The organism is Niallia yueguangensis, from assembly GCF_052663115.1.
The window spans coordinates 221671-242012 of record NZ_JBQTCX010000004.1 but is presented as its reverse complement, the minus strand read 5'-3'; the positions used below and the strand labels follow the sequence as shown (position 1 = coordinate 242012).

Annotated in this window: 19 protein-coding genes, 1 pseudogene and 1 riboswitch; of the genes and pseudogenes, 9 read left to right on the top strand and 11 right to left on the bottom strand. The window is 35.4% G+C overall.

Translation table 11 applies throughout. From position 1 onward, the window contains the following. The first annotated feature begins 33 nt into the window (after positions 1-33). Positions 34-1170 (top strand): MGDG synthase family glycosyltransferase, encoded by a 1137-nt coding sequence (locus ACTYA4_RS06050; protein WP_443479832.1) that lies wholly within the window; start codon positions 34-36, stop codon positions 1168-1170. 66 nt (positions 1171-1236) lie between these two features. Here ACTYA4_RS06050 and ACTYA4_RS06045 read toward each other — a convergent pair whose 3' ends face one another. Continuing rightward, positions 1237-2655 (bottom strand): MFS transporter, encoded by a 1419-nt coding sequence (locus tag ACTYA4_RS06045; protein WP_443479833.1) that lies wholly within the window; start codon positions 2653-2655, stop codon positions 1237-1239. Positions 2656-2658: 3 nt separating this feature from the next. Continuing rightward, positions 2659-3045, bottom strand: coding sequence for a MerR family transcriptional regulator (locus tag ACTYA4_RS06040; protein ID WP_443479834.1), 387 nt, complete (start codon positions 3043-3045; stop codon positions 2659-2661). A 235-nt stretch (positions 3046-3280) separates the two neighbouring features. Here ACTYA4_RS06040 and ACTYA4_RS06035 point away from each other — a divergent pair, with 235 nt between their 5' ends. Then, on the top strand, positions 3281-3988 hold the full coding sequence (locus tag ACTYA4_RS06035; protein WP_443479835.1) for a DNA alkylation repair protein: 708 nt from the start codon (positions 3281-3283) through the stop codon (positions 3986-3988). Positions 3989-4229: 241 nt separating this feature from the next. Here the strand turns inward: ACTYA4_RS06035 and ACTYA4_RS06030 are convergent, their stop codons facing one another. The 6 genes and pseudogenes from ACTYA4_RS06030 to ribE form a co-directional block, all read right to left on the bottom strand. Beyond that, the gene (locus ACTYA4_RS06030) at positions 4230-4952 is read right to left on the bottom strand and encodes a thermonuclease family protein (RefSeq protein ID WP_443479836.1); all 723 of its coding nucleotides are present in this window, start codon (positions 4950-4952) and stop codon (positions 4230-4232) included. Positions 4953-5071: 119 nt separating this feature from the next. Beyond that, positions 5072-6058 carry a diaminopimelate epimerase gene (dapF, locus tag ACTYA4_RS06025; RefSeq protein ID WP_443479837.1) on the bottom strand — a complete coding sequence of 329 codons (987 nt, stop codon included), beginning with the start codon at positions 6056-6058 and terminating at the stop codon, positions 5072-5074. A gap of 202 nt (positions 6059-6260) precedes the next feature. Continuing rightward, on the bottom strand, positions 6261-7496 hold the full coding sequence (locus ACTYA4_RS06020; protein WP_443479838.1) for an EAL and HDOD domain-containing protein: 1236 nt from the start codon (positions 7494-7496) through the stop codon (positions 6261-6263). Between the two features lie 501 nt (positions 7497-7997). Next, entirely contained in the window at positions 7998-8465 is a 468-nt protein-coding gene (gene ribH / locus ACTYA4_RS06015) for a 6,7-dimethyl-8-ribityllumazine synthase (RefSeq protein WP_443479839.1), read from the bottom strand. A 26-nt stretch (positions 8466-8491) separates the two neighbouring features. Beyond that, a pseudogene (gene ribB / locus ACTYA4_RS06010) lies at positions 8492-9088 on the bottom strand (3,4-dihydroxy-2-butanone-4-phosphate synthase); the annotation flags it as partial. 29 nt (positions 9089-9117) lie between these two features. Further along, on the bottom strand, positions 9118-9771 hold the full coding sequence (gene ribE / locus ACTYA4_RS06005) for a riboflavin synthase (RefSeq protein WP_443479840.1): 654 nt from the start codon (positions 9769-9771) through the stop codon (positions 9118-9120). Between the two features lie 414 nt (positions 9772-10185). Beyond that, positions 10186-10332: riboswitch (FMN riboswitch) on the bottom strand. 165 nt (positions 10333-10497) lie between these two features. Here ribE and ACTYA4_RS06000 point away from each other — a divergent pair. After that, on the top strand, positions 10498-11298 hold the full coding sequence (locus ACTYA4_RS06000; RefSeq protein ID WP_443479841.1) for an EcsC family protein: 801 nt from the start codon (positions 10498-10500) through the stop codon (positions 11296-11298). A 298-nt stretch (positions 11299-11596) separates the two neighbouring features. Here the strand turns inward: ACTYA4_RS06000 and ACTYA4_RS05995 are convergent, their stop codons facing one another. Continuing rightward, positions 11597-12382 carry a hypothetical protein gene (locus tag ACTYA4_RS05995; protein ID WP_443479842.1) on the bottom strand — a complete coding sequence of 262 codons (786 nt, stop codon included), beginning with the start codon at positions 12380-12382 and terminating at the stop codon, positions 11597-11599. A 230-nt stretch (positions 12383-12612) separates the two neighbouring features. On the opposite strand from ACTYA4_RS05995, the gene ACTYA4_RS05990 reads away from it, so the two are divergent. Further along, positions 12613-13176: a YdcF family protein gene (locus tag ACTYA4_RS05990; protein ID WP_443479843.1), complete on the top strand. Its 564-nt coding sequence runs from the start codon at positions 12613-12615 to the stop codon at positions 13174-13176. A gap of 961 nt (positions 13177-14137) precedes the next feature. On the opposite strand, the gene ACTYA4_RS05985 is transcribed toward ACTYA4_RS05990, so the two are convergent. Continuing rightward, the gene (locus ACTYA4_RS05985; RefSeq protein WP_443479844.1) at positions 14138-14473 is read right to left on the bottom strand and encodes a DUF4870 domain-containing protein; all 336 of its coding nucleotides are present in this window, start codon (positions 14471-14473) and stop codon (positions 14138-14140) included. Positions 14474-14699: 226 nt separating this feature from the next. Here ACTYA4_RS05985 and uptA point away from each other — a divergent pair, with 226 nt between their 5' ends. From uptA to ACTYA4_RS05960, 5 genes are all read left to right on the top strand, one after another. Further along, the gene (uptA, locus tag ACTYA4_RS05980) at positions 14700-15284 is read left to right on the top strand and encodes an undecaprenyl phosphate transporter UptA (RefSeq protein ID WP_443479845.1); all 585 of its coding nucleotides are present in this window, start codon (positions 14700-14702) and stop codon (positions 15282-15284) included. 302 nt (positions 15285-15586) lie between these two features. Beyond that, on the top strand, positions 15587-16147 hold the full coding sequence (locus tag ACTYA4_RS05975) for a GNAT family N-acetyltransferase (protein WP_443479846.1): 561 nt from the start codon (positions 15587-15589) through the stop codon (positions 16145-16147). 125 nt (positions 16148-16272) lie between these two features. After that, positions 16273-17631 carry an MATE family efflux transporter gene (locus ACTYA4_RS05970; RefSeq protein WP_445505577.1) on the top strand — a complete coding sequence of 453 codons (1359 nt, stop codon included), beginning with the start codon at positions 16273-16275 and terminating at the stop codon, positions 17629-17631. Between the two features lie 771 nt (positions 17632-18402). Beyond that, on the top strand, positions 18403-18885 hold the full coding sequence (locus ACTYA4_RS05965; protein ID WP_443479848.1) for an Hsp20/alpha crystallin family protein: 483 nt from the start codon (positions 18403-18405) through the stop codon (positions 18883-18885). 44 nt (positions 18886-18929) lie between these two features. Next, complete coding sequence (locus tag ACTYA4_RS05960; RefSeq protein WP_443479849.1) at positions 18930-19355, top strand: Hsp20/alpha crystallin family protein; 426 nt, start codon at positions 18930-18932, stop codon at positions 19353-19355. Positions 19356-19471: 116 nt separating this feature from the next. Here ACTYA4_RS05960 and ACTYA4_RS05955 read toward each other — a convergent pair whose 3' ends face one another. Next, a complete protein-coding gene (locus ACTYA4_RS05955) occupies positions 19472-19975 on the bottom strand; it encodes a GNAT family N-acetyltransferase (protein ID WP_443479850.1) in 504 nt (167 codons plus the stop codon). Between the last annotated feature and the right edge of the window lie 367 nt (positions 19976-20342).

The window sequence follows — 20342 nt, the reverse complement described above, 5'->3', positions numbered from 1 at the left end:
AAAGTAATCCTATATAATATTGTGAGGTTTATTATGAAACAAGCAAAAAACATTTTATTTTTTCCCTTTTTGCAAATTCCTTCTGGCCATCATCAAGTAGCTAATGCAATCATGGAAAAGATAACAACTAAACATCCACAAATCAAATGTGAAAAAATAGATATTCTTTCTTACAGCTATGGAAGAGTTGAGACTTTTATTTCAAAAACATATATAAAGTGGATTCAAACAATTCCGCACTTTTATAACTGGATCTATCAAAACAGTGTATATAAAAATATTAATAAGAGTAAACGTTATCGTTTATATGAGCTATTATTCTTAAGCTTTATGAAGAAGGTTATTAAAGAAAAGCGACCAGACCTTATTGTATGTACACATGCCCTCCCCTCTTATATGGTAAATATGTTAAAAGAAAAAGGAGAACTAAATACACCAGTTATTAATATTTACACTGATTATTTTATTCATCGTCTTTGGGGAATGAAAAATATTGATTATCACTTTATAGCCTCTCATCATATGAATGAATTTTTAAAACAAAGAGGATTAAAAGAGGAACAAATATTTATGACAGGAATTCCTATTCATCCAAAAATTAAGAAACAAACAAAACCCATTTCCTTACAAAACACTTCTAGCTTGTCACTATTGATCACTGGAGGAAATTTAGGTGTTGGTGAAATAGAAGAACTAGTGAATAGGATAGAGCTTAACCTAAATGTAAAGTTTTTTGTTCTATGCGGAAAAAATGAAAACTTATATAAAAAAATCAAACAAACAGGAAAATCTAACATCATCCCTTTAAAATATATTCAATGCAAAGACAAAATGAATATGCTTTACGACGAAATAGATGGAATTATCACAAAACCAGGTGGAGTTACCATTAGTGAAAGCTTATTCAAAAGAAAACCTATTTTTATATACCATGCATTGCCAGGACAAGAAATAATAAATGTGCAGCAACTAAAAAAACTCGGTGTTATTTTTGATATGAGCAATTGGAAAAACCAAAAACAACCATTTGATCAATTCATTTTTTCATTTTTTCATAAAAACAGCCGCTTATTGGATCATTATCAAAGGTGTATATCTAATTACCATAAACAACTTTCAAATAAAGAAGCAGCACAAATAATCGAGGAAATTTTACTGAAAGATATTTAAAGTAAATAACGCCCAAGTGATCGTAACACTTGGGCAAAATAGTGATGGTATTTAAATCTATCCGTTCTAGTTTTCAGATTTATCAAGTTCATTACGCAATTCTTTCATCGTTTGAGGGTTCTTTTTTCCAAATGTAAAGTAATACAAGATCGCACTCGCCAGAACAACAAAACTTAATAATAGGATGAGATTACTGTACAAATACGCCTCGGAGTTTAAGCTGAACGGATGCAACGGAAAAGCGAGCACTGCCTGTTCCATTACTCTGGCAACTATAGCTGTTCCTACTGCTCCGGAAATAAACGACGTCATGTTATAAAAACCCATGCCGACTCCGATTCGATCAGGAGGCAATATTTGCGTTACACTTTCCGTTAATGCCGTTTGCAAGAACGAGAATCCAATGTACATAATGATGAGAGACAACGCAATGTACCAGACCCAATGACCGATGGATGAAGACTGCAAAAGCAGACTTAGGGCAATCAATGCCAGACCCAAGTATACGACAAAATGACTACCTCTCTTAACCGTCATCTTCCCGGCAACTCTTCCGAATATGACGGCGCTAAAAGCTCCCGGAAACATGATGAGCCCAATGTTCTCTGTCGTTAATCCGTACATTTTACTTAGCATCAGCGGGATCACAAACATCATCGACATAACCGTGCTAAAGGTAAGAAAGCCAATGATGAGTCCGCTGCGGTAAAGCGGATTGGTAAAGAGGGCAGGATCGACAAACGGTTCATCAGCCCGTCGGATACGTACGATAAATAGAATGAGCGTTATCACACCAATTAGTAAATAAAACCAGCTAGCTTCTGTCGTAAATAAAATCAAGGTTGAGACTGTGATTCCCACTAGTACGGCTCCAAGGACATCTACTTTTCCTGACCCAGTATTTTCTACAGGAAGGAACTTTTGGAAAAAAGGAATAGCGACTAGTGCAGGAAGCGGCACAAGAAATAAAAAGGACCAGTGGAACGATCCGGCGATATAACCTCCGAGTACCGGCCCGATGCCGATCGCGAAGGAAACGGTAGATGTAATGATACCAAACATGTTCCCACGTTCTGATGGTGAAAAATATTTGGCGACAATGACCATAATAAGTGCTGGAATGGCGGATGCGCCGGCTCCTTGAATCGCTCGAGATACTATAATCCCAGGGTACCAGGATTGCAAAGCAAAGCCCAAAATAGAGCCCGTTCCATATAGGGTGATTCCGATTGTGATTAATTTTTTGACGCTAAACAAATCAGACAGCTTTCCGAAAATAACGGATCCCATACCGAATATGGTAATGAAGACCGTAATTACCCAGCTCACTCCGGAAGCACTCAGCCCGAACTGCTCGGCAATATCGGGGGTTGACACATTAAAAACCGATTCGTTCAATACGGCAAAAAACAGGATGTAATAGATCCAAAATACACTTTTTTTCATGTTTGATGAATTCGTTTGGGTATCGGTGCTTCTCTCCATGTTTTACGCTTCCTTTCTTTCTAGAGGGATCCCCTGATTTAACCGATCCTTAATTTCTTTCCAGCATGACAGCGTTTCAAATAATTTGTTTTCTTGCTCTTTGAGTACCTCTATTTGCTGCTGGACTTCTTTTAGCTTCCTTTCATAGAGTGAGATTGCCTCGTATGCGCATTGGTAATGATCGACTGACTCGTTTTCAGGACATTCTACGATACGTGCGATTTCATTCGTCCCGAGCCCAAGCCCTAAGTAAAATTTGATCAGTTGGATGCGCTCGATGTCAGCTTGACTGTAATGCCGATATCCATTTTTGGTTCGCTTCGGAATCAACAGCTTCTTTTTCTCATAATATCGAAGGGAACGTGCGCTAACGCCGGTTTGCCTTACCACTTCATTTATGGTAATACGGATCTCCTCCTTGCTTTTTGAATTATCTTGATTATAAAGATTGACATTGTGTCAATGTCAAGTGATTTTTCCTGCTGCATGGTAGTTTAGGTTTTAAATGTAAAGTGTGGTTACAAATAGTTTTGCTGACAAATGGTAGTTTGTTATAGGATAATGGTGATGTATTTGCAGGGCAAAATATTAGGGAAAAAACTCCAAACGAAGGAAGTGTTAAACGATGAATTTAGAAATAGTAATGCAGGAGCTTGAAGCCCTTGGCAAGGAACGAACGAAAAAAATGTACATATCCAATGGTGCCCATGAGCCGCTTTTTGGCGTGGCAACAGGTGCAATGAAGCCAATAGCTAAGAAAATAAAAATAAATCAAACTTTAGCTGATGAGCTTTATGCCACAGGGAACTACGACGCAATGTACTTTGCAGGCATTATTGCAGATCCAAAAGCAATGACTGTGTCGGATTTTGATCGTTGGATGGATTCGGCATATTTTTATATGCTGTCCGATTATGTGGTAGCAGTAACTTTAGCGGAAGCAGATATTGCACAAGAAGTTGCTGATAAATGGATCGCAAGCGGTAAAGAGCTGAAAATGTCAGCGGGCTGGAGTTGCTACTGTTGGCTTTTAGGGAATCGCTTAGACGTTGAATTTTCCGAGAGCAAGATTGCCAACATGCTTGAAATTGTGAAAAATACGATTCATGATTCGCCAGAACGAACGAAATCTGCTATGAATAATTTTCTATATACTGTTGGGATTTCCTATTTGCCGCTCCATGAAAAGGCAGTCGAAACTGCAATGGCAGTAGGTCCAGTAGAAGTCAAACGGGACAAGAAAAAAAATAGTATCCTAAACGCTTACGAAAGTATTCAAAAGGAAGTAGATAAAGGGAAGCTTGGTTTTAAACGCAAATATGTAAGATGTTAAACAATAGCCTCGCATCACGAACAATATTCCATTATCGACGGCGTTGATCCAAGATGGATTGATGCCCTTTTTTGTTGTAGTTATTTAATTGCCCCTTTAGTTTAATAAGTATTAAGATATGGTGATATACACAAATTTAACTTGTGCATAACATCATTCTTTTTAAGGATAAGAAGTAATGCAAGTGAGAGTTATATATTTTATGCCAAAGATGTTCAATCAACAAAACTGGAACTCATCCTCATTGCTTAGGAGGACGAAAACCAGCTTTAACAGCTTCTTCCTCTGTGCAAAACATCACTTCCGCTTTTGTTTGTTTATACGAACGAGAATTGGGCGTATGATAAATTTTCGCGGATGATGTGATATTTCCTTTAATAAGGCATGCATTAGTCGTAGCCGTTGTTTTTTCTGACTTTTCACTTGCTCCAATTAATTCTTTATGAAAACCATCTTCTTGTGCATAATTTTCTACTTTCCATATTCCAATTCCGTCTTGCTGCGCCTTTTTTTGAATAGCAGTAAATGGATCTACATAGCGGGTATTTGGTGCGTAAACATAAGCAACCCTTGCCAGTCCTTTTTGCAGCAATTGTTCTTGAATCATTTGGCCGTCCGCATATACATAGGCTAATAATCGTCCATATTTATCCCGATTTTGACCGATATCAAATTCAAGCTCCAGAGTTTTCGCCTGTTCGACAAGTTCTTTTGTAAACTCTTTTGCTTCCTTTCCATATGGCTGTTCCCCTAATCGAGGATGGGAAGTTTCCGGAGTATCTACTAACAAAAACCTTACTTTTTCTGATTTCCCTTTATAAAGAACAGTAATAGTATCCCCATCTATTGCTTTATCTAGTTTCACTTCCACTTTCTTGTAAGTTGATTCTTCCTTATCTTTGAACGAACAGCCTGCCATTATCATTAAAATGACAACGAACCAAATTGTTATTACTTTTTTCATAACCCCTTCTCCCCTTTTTCATAAACAAAAAACTGCCCCTTACATAGCATCACACCCAACCGGCATATTGGAACAGTTGTAGCGAGACACTATAGGACAGCAGTTTTAAAAAAACCTTTTTAAACTAAATTTTCTTGCAAAAATTGTTGTGCATTTTGTTGAAGCTTTCCATATAAAACTGCTTCTTCTTCCATTACTTTTTTGTTATTGATAGTGAAATTTTCCGATTTGTTTAGCTCTACTTCAACTTCCGCATCGTATACATAAGTCGCATTGCCAATTAAATCAATTCGATATTTCCCGTTTGTTTCATGTACAAAACAGCGTACTTTGCCGCCATTATTGTAAACAGTTATATATTCGCCTACTTGATTATACCCATTTAGAATCGAAACAAGAGAAGAAGCCGACATCGCTGTTCCACAAGCGTTTGTAAATCCAACCCCTCTTTCAAATGTACGGACATAAATGCTGCCTTTTTCTAAAATATAGACAAAGCTTACATTTACTCCATCTGTAAATAAATCATTCGGACCGTTTACAAAGGAACTTAAATTTTCTTGAAGCGACGAATCAATTTGCTCCTTATTGACAATCGAAATAAGGTGTGGATTTGGTACTGCCAATGCCGTAAAGCTTAACTCGTCATTTAATGCCGGCAGCTTTTCATTTAGCAGCGTATTTTGGTTGATATGCAGCGGTAAATCCTTTACATCAAATGAAACTGGCGAAATCTCAACTAAATAGGTTGGGATCTCTGGAAAAATATCTTCTTCCTTTTTCACTTCCAAATTTGCTTTCATTGTTTCAATAACCGCTTCTTTCACATCCAATAATTCACAAACATAGCGTGCAACACAACGAATGCCGTTGCCGCACATAGAGGCTTCAGAACCGTCTGCGTTAAAAACACGCATTTTTGCATCGGCCACTTCACTTGGCAAAACAAATAAGATCCCATCTGCACCAAGAGATGTATTTCTGTTGCAAAAGACCTTAGCCAATTGAGCACGTTCTTGCTCAGAAAAGTTATATGGGTTTGAAATTTCATCTATGATCAAAAAATCATTTCCACTGCCATGACATTTTCTTACATTAATTCTCATACTAATTCCTCCAACATTTTCGCATCTTTCTCTCCCATTTTACTGTTCTAAACATAATCCTGCAATTATTTCCTTTCCGATTATGTAGAAAAGCACCATCGCCTTGAGCTAGCATCACCAAATATCAAAAATTTTTCTAATCATTGAACAAAAATAGAGCAAATACTCATCCGAAATATCGGTTAAATATTTGCTCTATCTCTTATCTAGTTCTTTCTTCTAATAATTGTTTCGACCAATTAACTGACTCTGTATACGTATGCAACAGCTCTTTTTCTTCTATCATTAATTCCTTACAACTATTCGAAACCGTAGTCCATTCTGCTTTCTCAACAGCCAGCACTAAATCTAATACGTCTCTTTGTATATTCTTTTTTCCTACTAATGCATCAGAAATCGTCTCATCTAACGGTACTTGTTTTAATATCGTTTTCATTGGTAAATTCAATATACTATCCATTAATGAAAACATTCCCGTTAAAAAATATCCCGATTGATTCGTACTAGTCGGTAAAAGTTTTGCGACTAATTCACACATTCTAGCTCGAACTAAACTAAGATTCATTATTTCTTGTGAAATCCCATTTTGAGAATCCTTTTCTCGAACGGCTAAAACATACAGCCATTTTTTTAGCTCCTTTAATCCAAGCAAGACGATAGCCTGTCTAATATTCGTCACTTTATGCTTTAATCCATAGCCAATGGTATTAATTAGTTTTAGTAGTTTGTATGATAAGGAGACATCTTGTTCTATCAAGTCTGAAATAACATCAATTTTAGGGTTTTTTGCAGAAATAAATTGCATAATATTAATGTAAGTCTGAGAACAGGTTGGTACATCCTGTGTGGAAATAATATAAGGTTTAGAAAAAAAGTATCCTTGAAAAAGTTCATACCCTAAGCTTTTTGCTTTTTCATACGCTTCTCTTGTTTCCAGTTTTTCTGCAAGCTTGATAATATTTAACGATTTCACAAGCATTTCCAATTCCGTTCTCGTTTCTTCTGATGTATTCATAAAATCAATTTTCACAATATCTGCAAGCAATAATAATTCATAAGCATAGGAGTTATGTTTATCAAAAACATAGTCGTCTAATGCAATTTTATACCCTAAACTCTTTAATTCTTGGCAAATTCTAACGATTTTCTCACTTGGTACTACTGTTTCTAAAATTTCAATAACAAAATCTTTTGGCTGAAAATAAGTAGGTAATTTTAATTCTAATAAATGCTGCGTAAAATTAATAAAACAAGGTTTTCCATGGGACAACTTTTCTATGCCTATATTTAAAAAACTGTTGATAATTACATCTGCCGTTGCTTGTTCCCCATCAATATTTGGAAAATGATTTATTTCATTATTTCGATATAATATTTCATAACCATATACTTCTTCCATTCTATTAAACAGCGGCTGTCTCGCCACAAAAACTTCCATTTCATTCCCTCCGCCATTTTATGACCTTGACATTCTGACTTGGAGCTTTATACAATTTAAACTTTGTAAGTTTCCACCGACATCTTTCTACATAGCTCTTACTATATTGCCATTTTTTTCATGAAACAGCTAGAACTATTTTAACATATGGTCTCTTTCTTTTTCCATTTATTACGTATATGGGATACGCCAGGCTACATTTTTTAAAAAAAATCAGGGTATCCCAATTTAACAAAAGGACACCCTGATAAGTCTTTATAATAGGCTGTTTTCTCAAAGTTTGTTGTTTTTTACATAAAAAAACATTTGAAAAGTGTTTCTTAGCAGACTTAATACACGTAGACTCCTGTGGGAATGCGAGAAGGACGAGACCCCACAGGAGCGTATGCGACGAGGAGGGTCGTCGCTCGCTAAACGGACGAAGTGTATGCAGGCTGCGCGTTTAAAAGCAACATTCTATACGAAAACAGCCTTATGATAAAAATGATTCGAATCGTCTTATTACTTAAATTGTTTATAAAGGTTGCCCATTTCAATCGCTCCGACTGCTGCTTCCCAACCTTTATTTCCTGCTTTTGTACCAGCTCTTTCAATAGCCTGTTCGATCGTTTCCGTAGTAAGAACACCAAAAATGATTGGGACACCAGAAGATAAAGAAGAACTCGCAACCCCTTTCGCCACTTCATTGCTCACGTAATCAAAATGCGGGGTCGCACCACGGATAACTGTTCCTAATGTGATCACTGCATCAAATTCATTAGAGTCTGCTAACTTTTTAGCTGCTAACGGAATTTCAAAAACACCTGGCACCCATATAACAGATATATTTGCTTCTTCCACTCCATGCCTTTTTAACGCATCTTCTGCACCTGCTAATAATCTTGTTGTGATAAATTCATTAAATCTGGATACAACGATCCCAACTTTTAATTCACTGCCAATTAAATGACCTTCATATATTTTTTTCATTTTGCAATCTCCCTTGTATGTTGTAATTTTTGTTTATATTTTACTAACTCTTCTATAGTGATCATTTTGAGATCAAACTGTTTTGCCACTTGAATCAATTCCGGAACTCTTGCCATCGTTCCATCTTCATTTAAGATTTCACAAATAACCCCTGCATGGACACTTCCACATAACTCAGCTAAATCAACCGCTGCTTCTGTATGTCCATTGCGTTCTAATACTCCGCCATCTTTTGCAATTAACGGAAAAATATGTCCTGGTCTTGTAAAATCGGTTGCTTTTGCCTGATTATCAATCATTTTTGTTATCGTTAAAGATCGTTCAAAGGCACTTATACCAGTAGTTGTTTCTTTATGATCAACACTGACAGTAAAGGCTGTTCCACGAGGATCATTATTGACAGCAACCATTGATGACAGCTCCAATTGTTCTGCCAACTCTTTTTTGATCGGCACACAAATTAATCCTCTGCCTTCTTTTGCCATAAAGTTGACCATTTTTGCTGTTGCGAACTCAGCAAGTCCAATAAAGTCTCCCTCATTTTCCCTGTCTTCATCATCACAAACAATGATCACTTTGCCTTTTTTTAAATCTTCTATTGCCAATTCAATAGAATGAAACATATAACCCCCGCCTTTTCTTACACAAATTACTAATAAAATCCATTTTCTTTTAAAAATGTAGATGTAATACTCGTCTTCTTCGTCTGTATGTCTTTGTCATTTTTCATAAAAGAATAAAAATATTTTGCCATCATATCAAACTCCAAGTTTACAATATCTCCAACTTGTTTTTTTCCAACAATCGACAAGTCCGCCGTGTGGGGAATGATGGAAACAGTAAAAACATGTTCTCTTATTTGAAATATTGTTAAACTCGTTCCATCAATACTTACAGACCCTTTTTCTATCAATAGATGTGTATATTGCTTCGGTACTTCTACATCGAATACAACACTATTTTCCACCTTTTTTTTATGTAAGATGGTACCAACACAATCTACATGTCCTGTGACAAAATGCCCGCCAAATCTGCCATTTGCATGCATAGCCCGTTCGAGATTGACAAGCGCTCCTTCTTTTAATAAATGCAAAGAGGTTTGTTGAAAGGTTTCCGGCATTACATCCATTGTAAATATATTTTGATCAAAAGAGGTTACCGTTAAACAAACTCCATTCACTGCGATACTGTCCCCTAAATTCATGTCTGCCATGATTATTTTCGCTTGAAGTGTTAACGCAAGAGAATTTCCGCTTTTTATGATTTTTTTTACAGTACCTCTCTCTTCAATAATTCCAGTAAACAATACACACCCTCCTTCATCCCGTAAATAATACATATGGGGAAAGATAAATAGTAACTTCGGAGTATAATAAGAGGTTTAGCAAGTGGAAAATAAACGGAATAGGTGCTATCTGATATTTTAATACGAAACCGATTTTTTATACTAATGGTCTTGTATGAAATAATGGAAATAAAAGAACCATCTCCCTTAACCTTAACACGGAAATCTCGTTCATAACGCAAAAAACCCGTATATAACTATACGGGAAAATTCCATAACAAATAATCAGAAAAAAATCATTTTTTTAGCAATAAACATTGCTTATCGGTTCTTTACAAAAAATATCCCCGTAAGAAGCAACACTATATTCAATCCAAAAAAAGAATGACTTTTCACCCAATTCTATCCGCGCCAAACAAATTGACAGCAGCTTCGTTATTCCTTCTCCCATCCAGACTTTACTGTCGGCTTTGGTTTCTCACCAAATCAACCAGATTATCAATTAATAAACTGGGTCACGGGCTTAGAGTGATAACACTCATCACCGTCGGTTGGGAATTTCACCCTACCCCGAAGGCGATCATATTTACTATATGATCCTTTGCTATTTAATTTATATAATAATACTCTAAAAATTTAGGAAAAGCAATAACAATGATTTAGACTGTAACTTTTTTGATTCTTATCCGTATAAAAAGTACAATCTTAATGTAATACAAGTAATTTTCTTTTGAAGGAGCTAAATAAATGGAAACTGTAGATAACTTAAAAAATGAATTAGCCTCCATAAATAAATGGGAAAAGGAACAAGGGGATTTATGGTTTTGGGAAAAACTAAGTCGCTTGCCTTTTAAAATATTGGATAAATGGACACCAGCTTTTATTCAAAATAAAATCGGACAGCTGTTGGATGAAATGGGAAATTATATTCAAAGCGGCGGAACAATATTAAGTAATGTATCTTCTGTAAAAAAATATTATCAGCATCTTTCTGTTGCATCCCTTGATGAAGTAAGAGATTTACCGATTGATGAAATGAAAAAAGCAGGCGAAAAAATTGCAAAAAGCAGAAAAAATTGGGCAACATTTCAAGGAGCCAGCACTGGTATTGGTGGTTTTTTAACGTTAAGTCTTGATATACCAGTATTATTGGCTATGCAAATTAAATTGTTGCAAGATATTGCGATCTGCCACGGATACAATCCGAATGAAAAAAAAGAAAGAATTTTCATCGTGAAATGTTTACAATTTGTGTCTGCCGATATTGTTGGCAAAAAAACGATATTAGAACAATTAAGCGCTTATGATCAAAACAGTGACCAAGTACAGAGAGAAGTTATTTCTGAAATACAAGGTTGGCGTGAAGTAGTCTATGCCTATAGAGACTCTTTTGGATGGAAAAAACTTTTTCAAATGGTACCGGTAATCGGCATTGTATTTGGTGCTTTTTCCAATCGTTCCAGCATGGAGACAATTGCTGAAGCAGCCATCATGTTCTACCGAAAAAGACGAATAGTAGAACGTTTGACAGTTAAAGAAATAGAGTGACTGCTTTTAGCAATCGAAACCTCAGAGGGACTTTAAATAGCCATCAAACTAACGGAAAGATAAATTATTCTGTTAGTTTGATGGCTTTACTTGATGGCTTTGAGAGACTTTCTCGATAATTAGAATGAATGTACTTTCGAAGAAGTTACATGCAGTAACCTCTTATCTTTTATGATGTTCGTAACGTTTAACAAGCTTTTGAAACATATACGGACAGCAACTCCGCTTCCTTTATGATGGAAAATTTTATGTTTAAAAACTGAAACCAATCGAACACTCGATCCGTCCAATTATTTGTTCAATGATTTCTGTAAACATATATTTTTGTCAGCAATGCATAAAGATGGATAATTTCTTTATTCTTTGCAGAGTGATTGATAGATAATAACGGCAAATTAGGGTTCATAAAGCGGTAGCTCCATTCTTTCGGCATCCAGCCTTTTTTTAGAGTTGCAAGCTCAATCCCTTTTGCATCATTAAATTGATAATCTGTAAATGCCAAGCTTTTTTTCATCATAATTTTATTTTTTTCATACATAAATTCAGTTTTCGTCACATTTTCTGTTTTTTGTTCTACTATTTTGCTGATCCTTTTTCCTTCTTTATTTTTAATTTCAATCACATTCCCTTTTATTGTAAATATATATTGAAGCATATCATGACTATTATAAAAGCCGTAGCTTTTTGGATAAAGCTTGTCCACAAAATAAGGAAGATACCAACGCAGCAGATGAAATTTTTCGTCTTTAATTTCTCCAACAACTATTCCTTCCTCGTCAAAAATCAACATTCTTAAAGAAGGTGCCGGAAGAAAAGTAAGTACAACCGTTTTTTTTTGCAAAAGGGATTTCTCTGCTCCTGTTGACCTAATAGCAGCTGCCTTTTGAGAGCGCTTTTGATGTATATAATAGAAAATATACGATGTTACACTGTAAACAACAAACGGAAAAAGATACCACAAACCATATTTACCGAAATGCATTTTTATAAAAAATATCACTAAAAACAAGAGAGGAATACAACTTATTAAACTAGCATTTAAAGAGGCTGCAGCAGTTTGTTTGTAATATTTTTGAATATCCATTACTTTATTCTCCTTACAGTAACAAAAGTTCAACAAATTGTGACGGAAGAAACATTTTTTTCTCAAGTGCATCTATTTTTATGTTCTTTGCTATCCACTTGCAAAGGAAGCTTAATAATATAATCTTCATTTACAAAAAAAGGTCCCTCTCCTTTTCAAGGATAAAGAGGCTAATAATAGTTATTCTATTATTTAAAAAATGAATCTATGAATAATTGGAGGAAGATTTTTTGAAGAAATTTTATTATTTACTATTATTATTGGCTATTATTGTTTTAATGATATCAACTTACTATTTTTATCAAATTAAAAAAACAGCGGATCAAACTCCACCTGATGATAGTCCGTATATAATTGTGTTAGGTGCAAAAGTAAATGGAGATACATTATCAAAAGCGCTGCGTTTTCGTGCAGAAGTAGCTTTTCAATATTGGGAAGATAATCAAAACACAAAAATAGTCGTTACAGGTGGACAAGGACGAGGAGAAAATATTACTGAAGCTGCTGCTTTAAAAGCTTATTTTCTTGATAAAGGAGTGGATGAAGATCATATATTAGTAGAAGACACTTCCACGACAACCTATGAAAATATTCAATTTTCACAAGAACTGTATGATATCAAGGAAGCAGTTATTGTAAGCAACGACTTTCACTTGTTTCGTGCAGTGACGATTGCCAAAAAAGAAGGAATAAAAGCATATCCACTTGCAGCTAAAACACCTGTAAGCGTCAAATTCCCTTTATATATACGTGAATATGCAGCTATTATTAAAATGAAGTTAAAAGGCTATTAAGTTAGGCTGTTTTCGTATAGATTGTTGCTTTTAAACGCGCAGCCTGCATACACTTCGTCCGTTTAGCGAGCGTCGAGCCTCCTCGTCGCATACGCTGAGGCCACTGAAAAAGTGAATGCTATAAAATATAGGTAGTGACAACCCAAGCAACGAAAAGGTTTTCGTTCGGTTTTCCGTGGCTTACCACACGCTTTCCGCGGGGCGAGCGCCGAGCCGCTTCGTCGCTACGCTCCAGCAGGGTCTCGCTAATCCCGCTGGAGTCGTGTGGACGCCTCTCCTAACCAACATGATGGTCGTTTTCAAACTCTCTATACCATTTTCACCACTTTGCATCAGCGAATTCTCGTTCAATGGTTTCTTTTCGCTTTGAAAATATTTGTTTGTCTTCTTGATGATGATGAAGATGATCTGTTTCTTCCACATACTCTTCCCACACATGTCTCTGATGCAGCCTCTATTTTACGAACTAAATGATTTTGTGGTACTAGTTAAATCTAAAGTGATCATTCCTTGTTGATCCCTTTGGATAGAATGATGTTTGGAAAGCATGTAGTCACCTCAAAAAATTTATTTTCTATTATTTAAAAACAAGGCTGTGTTCCATTCTATTGTTGATTTTGGTACTAGGTTGATTGGAGCGGAAGGCGTGAGACTCCTGCGGGATAAGCGAGTCAAAGGGAGACCCCACAGGAGCAAAGCGACGAGGAGGCTCCCGGACCGCCCGCGGAAAGCGAACGCCTGGAGCGGAAATTAACAGCTAAGTTTAAGAGAGCCTAAAACAAAAAAGACTGTAAGCAAACTCCCCTAAATGGGGTTTGTCTACAGTCTGAGGGGCTGTCACAAAAGGGTAAATCCATTGAAAATTGAAAAAAAGAATGTTGATATATCAGTAATCTTGAACATAAAAAGGGGCATCCAATAGCTGAAAAATCGACTTATTGGACAGCCCCTTTTAAAATTATTATTTAATAATCCGAAACACAAACGGAATTCGGTATTCTTTTCCTTCATAGCCTTTAATTGCGGCAATGATAGTAAACACAAGTATAAGCAAACCTATAAGTGGAGTTGTAACAAAACCAATCAAGATCAACATTAATATTCCGCTTATAAGAAGATAAACAGCATAGGATATCAAAAAGTTAAAGTACTCTTTCCCATGATAATCCACAAATTCGGAATCTCTTTTCAGCAGCCATATAATTAATGGCCCAACGATTACTGTAAACAGACTTGATACATAAATAAGCATAGCAAATAATTTTTCGTCATTGCTTACATTTTTTGAATATTCCATTATTATCCCTCCATAATAATAAAACTTGGTATTATTTCACTAACTAGTACAAATAATTGCCTCTGCTTATTAATACGGTCAGTCGTTAAAAATGTTTCATATAAATTTATAAATTTGTTGTCAGTTACAAGAAATATTTCTATCTTATAGACTTGTCCTGTATACTAATAAAGACATCCTATAAAATGTAAAAAAGATGTTGGAAAAACAAATGGGAGAGATTATTTTGAGTGAACTGGTTTCAAGTATTTTTGACTTTTTATCATCATTAGGTTATTTTGGCATAGCAATTGGCCTAATGATTGAAGTGATTCCAAGTGAAATTGTATTAAGCTACGGCGGGTACCTTATTCATTTAGGAGAAATCAACTTTATCGGCGCTCTGATTGCTGGTGTTATTGGCGGTACATTTGCGCAATTATTTATTTATTGGATTGCTTATTACGGCGGCCGTCCTTTTATTGACCGTTATGGAAAATACATACTAATCAAAAAAAAACATGTGGATGCTTCAGAGGCATGGTTTTTAAAATATGGGACTGGAATGATCTTTTTAGCAAGATTTATTCCTGTTGTCAGGCATGCCATTAGCATCCCGGCAGGATTGGCTAGAATGCCTGTCAGCAAGTTTCTTTTATATACAATCTCAGCCATTATACCATGGACGGTTCTTTTTTTAATGCTTGGAATGAAGCTGGGAGACCATTGGGACAATATTGAAACATATGCAAAACCGTATTTGACTCCCATTATTGTGATTGCCGCTGTTGCTATCTTGCTTTATTTTCTTTTTCAAATTCGCAAAAAATAATAATATAGGTAATTACAATTATTTAACATAAAATTAATATTTTCCTATTTCTATTTTAAACAATCTTTTGTATGATTATGTTTGTTGTTTAGTATAACAATATAATAATATCAACTGACGTCGTTGAGATGATAATACATGTTTAGGAAGTATGGGAAGGCAAATGGTGCGCCACCAAATTGGTTCTAGTGGGTTCGATTCCCACCCCGAAATTTTTTAGAAAGATAAAAAATTTCGAGGGTGGATTTCCTTTTGCTTTAAAGAAGAACTGCCCTCAAAAGTCAAATTGGAGGGATTTTTTTATGCTGAAGAAAAGAGAGATGGAAGACTGCCACGTATTATATGAACTAATGACACATCCAGATGTTTTCCCATTTGTTCGACAAAAAGCTTATTCTTACGAAGAATATCTTTTTTTAACAAAACAAACAATCGAAGCGGAAGAACGAGGAGAATTAATTTCACGAACAATCCTTGATGAATGGCAGCATCCAATCGGAACGATCAATTTATTTGATATTAAAAATAACGCTGGCTTTCTTGGTACATGGCTAGGGAAGCCTTATCATGGCAAAGGATATAACAAGCCGGCTAAAGAACAGTTTTTTGCAGAAATTTTTTATGAGATGAATATCGAAACGGTATTAATGAGAATTAGAGATCATAATGTACGTTCTCAAAAAGCAGCGGAAAAACTTCCTTATGTTGTATCAGCAAATGAAACGAGAAAAACGTTATTAAACGAACTTAATGCTAATGGCGCAAACTATCATTTATATGAAATTCCAAAAGATTTATATACCCTGCATACACGTCGAACTAGTACAATCGATGAAAAAATCACAGGCCGTTTAGAAGCATAAAAATAAGAAAGATTTGTTATTGCAGAGAAATAGACGCAGTAACAAATCTTTTTTGTTTATGAGGGCTCTAGCCCCTTAAATTAATGTTATAATACAATCGTTACTTAATAGAAAGAGGAAAAAAAATGAAACAAACACAAACAACAAAACAAAAATTACAGCAATTATTTATGATTTTACTGCCGATACTTGTAACACAAATTGGCATGTTCGGATTAACTTTGGTTGATACAATCATGGCTGGTCATTACAGTCCTATTGACCTGGCAGGCGTTGCTGTAGGTAGCTCGTTATGGATGCCTATTTATACTGGTTTAACTGGAATTTTATTAGCAATTCCTCCGATTGTGTCTCAGTTAATTGGCAGAAAAGAAGAAGCAAAGGCAAGTTTTTCTGTTGTACAAGCCGGTTATTTAGCGATAGCAATGGGCGTTATCCTTATTATTATCGGATATTTTGCGCTCGATCCAATCTTAAACAGCATGGGCTTAGATCACGAAGTACAAACTATTGCATTTCGTTATTTAACTGCATTAAGTTTTGGAATCATCCCTATTTTTATCTATTTTGTGCTTCGATCATTTATTGATACTCTTGGACAAACACAAGTCACCATGTTTATTACCTTGTCTGCCATTCCAATTAATATCGTTTTAAACTATGTATTTATCAATGGCATATGGTTTTTTCCAGAACTTGGCGGTGTTGGAACTGGCGTAGCAACTAGTATTACTTATTGGATTATTCTTTTAATTGCACTACATATTGTGTATCATCATCAGCCTTTTAGCCGTTTTAAGTTATTAAAAACGCTCCATCCTTTGTCGTGGACAAAATGGAAAGAATTATTAGTGATTGGTATTCCAGTCGGTTTTTCGATTTTTTTCGAAACAAGTATTTTCAGTGCCGTTACGATCTTAATGGGACATTATAATACGAATACGATTGCTGCACATCAAGCTGCTCTTAATTTTGCTTCCTTGCTATACATGGTACCACTTAGCATCTCTACAGCCCTTACCATTCTTGTCGGTTTTGAAGTTGGCAGTAATCGTTTAAAAGATGCAAAAATGTATAGCTGGATGGGTGTTAGTTTAGCTGTTGTCTTTGCCTTTATAAGCGGCATTATTTTATTTACGTTCCGAGCAGAAATTGCAAGTTTGTATACGAACGATAAGAATGTATTGCAACTAACGGCTCATTTCCTTATTTACGCAATTTTCTTCCAGCTTTCCGATGCGATTCAAGCCCCTATTCAAGGAGCACTGCGCGGATATAAAGATGTAAACAGCACATTTATTATGAGTCTTATTTCTTATTGGGTCATTGGCTTGCCGTTAGGCTACTACCTTTCTCAATATTCCAACTTTGGACCATTTGGTTATTGGATTGGATTAATAATTGGCTTAGCGACTGGAGCCATATTTCTTTCCAGTAGATTGTATTATATTGAAAAGAAACGTTTTGTGTTAAAAAGCGCATAATATCCATACTCTTTTAGAAAAAAGTGTTGCATTATCCTATAATGATGCAGCACTTTTTTCTTTTTCACTGACTACCCTGAAAATAAGCTCTGTTAAAAGGGGTTTTCCGAAGCTTATCGCTCGCTTTCCGCGGGGCGAGCGCCGAGCCTCCTCGTCACTTTGCTCCTGCGGGGTCTCGCCTGTCTCGCTAATCCCGCAGGAGTCGAGCGAACGCTTCTCCAAACCAATATCATTCTTAGCTCTAACTCCTTCTATCTTGACGCTGAATAAACACTACTTATTTTCATCTCCCATGGTGCGAATTTTTATTAACATGGGTGTCTCTGTTAAATTTCAGTGTTGATTTAGAATGGTCAGGAAATTCACTCGCTTTCTGCGGACGAACTGGCAAGCCTCCTCGCTTGTACCTCAAGGCCACTGAAAAAGTCCATAGGAAAGGAAAAAGATACGAATAACCTACTACATATAGAATGATAAACTCATTTATTATCTGTATATAGATAATAATTCAAGTTTTTTCAAAAATAATCAGTTTTTCAGTGGCCTATGTACCTCCCTGTGGGGTCTTTCCAGCCCGTTTTTCCGCAGGAGTCTCGCAAATTTCCTTCCAAAATCAACATTATCGTTTAACAGAGCCTTTTCAATAACAAATTGTTGTTATAAGCAACCTAAAAAATGAACAAAAATAAACACGATTTAGGCTAGGATGAATACGATAAAAAGAATGTAAAAATGATACATCGCGATTGATTAGGAAAGGATGAATTTCCAATGTTCCCATGGAATTTATTCCCTTTTAATAAAGATGCAAAATCGAAATTAAATCAAATGAAACCAGCAGATATCCAACAATATGTTCAAGAAATGATGGATAAATTAATGCCTGATTCTATGCAAAAAATGGATCCTCAAGATATGTTTCAAAGAATGTCTCCTACTAATGGAAATAATCAGCAAAATCAAACTAAGGTAAAAAAATTTGATTATGTCGCTTTTGAAACACATCACCATTGTTTTATTCGTATCCCGATTGTGGAGGAATCTTGGTTAAAAGTAGTCAGAATATATTATACTTCCAATCAAGTAATCATTGAACATATACCAGAACAACAAGATAAACATACGATTCTTCTGCCAACAACCGTAAGAAGAAAGGGCTCGACTGCTCATTATAAAGACAATATTTTAGAAATAAAAATTCAAAAAAACAACGACATGCAGTTTTCAGAGATAGATGTGTCAGACATTAATTAACAGGATAACGGATAGCTTATGTAGCATCGTTGTGGAGGAAGATAATGATGGGTTTTGATAATTTAAAAAAGATTTATCAATTTTCCGAAAAACATGGAGATGAAAATTATTGGAAGGATCTATTTCAACATCATACATTTCATAACTGGAATACAGCTAATTATTCTTCTATAACGAGTAGCTCCAATTTTCCTGCATGTGATGTTTATAGCAACAATTATTTTTTAGTCATTGAAATAGAACTTCCAGGAATGGATCTTTCTGCTATATCTATCAACTTGCAAGAGAATAATACGTTGGTTATAAGTGGTGAATATGCTACACTTCATGAAAATTGTGCTTACTATATAAAAGAAAGACAAAATCGTCATTTTTCGAAAAAAATCTCGATTCCTTTTCCTATAAAAGAGAAGGACATGAAGCATCGTTTTGTAAATGGTCTTCTTACGATTCAAATTGCTAACCATTAATAAACAGCAGATGTCCGTAAAGATTATTTTTCCATCATTCAATCTTTTATGTACAGGATAAAAGCAACTTTTTGGACATCAAATTTCTGTTTATTTCCATAGAATCGTCTATTCTCTCACAAAAATGATTTATCATAACAGTAAAATGGATTTTCTTTTCCCTCAAAATGAGTAGTTCCTACTTTATTATATCCATTTTTAACAAATAAGTTTTGCGCTTTATCATTTAAAGAATACGTATCTGTTTTTAAATAATAGATATCATGCTCAATGGCATAAACTTCTGCAAATGCCAGAAGCTCACTTGCAATTCCTCCCCCTCTAATTTCAGGATCTACCGCTAAGCGATGAATAACGAAAAAGTTTTTTTCCGCATATGTCCAATTAATATGTTCATAATTTTCGCCATTTTTGTTGTCTATTGTAATAGACCCAACTGGCCGATCGTCCTTAACAGCAATAAATAAGTTGTTGTTTTCGATATCTTTTTTAAAATCATCTTCTTGTGGATAGGTGCTCGTCCATTGATCATTTCCTTCGTTGCTCATAATATCAACCGTCTTTTCAACAAAATCCATAATAATTGGTAAATCACTTAATTGCCCTTGTCTTATTTTCACTTATCATTCTCCTATAACCATATTTCTTTTATTTTCCCCTTTCTATTTTAAAGTATTATAAAATGTTATGAAATGAAAAAAACAAAATAAGACTATTTTTGACTATTATGGTTATAGTAAGAAAAGCGTGAAACATCAGTCTAACGAACTTCAGAATACTTATGTTTTCATTGTAAAATGCTGGTTTCGTTCGGTTTTCCGAGGCTTACCACACGCTTTCCGCGGGGCGAGCGCCGAGCCTCCTCGTCGCTTTGCTCCTGTGGGGTCTCGCCTGTCTCGCTAATCCCGCAGGAGTCGTGCGGACGCCTCTCCTAACCAACATGATGGTCGTTTTTAAACTCCCTATACTATTTTCATCCACTAAATA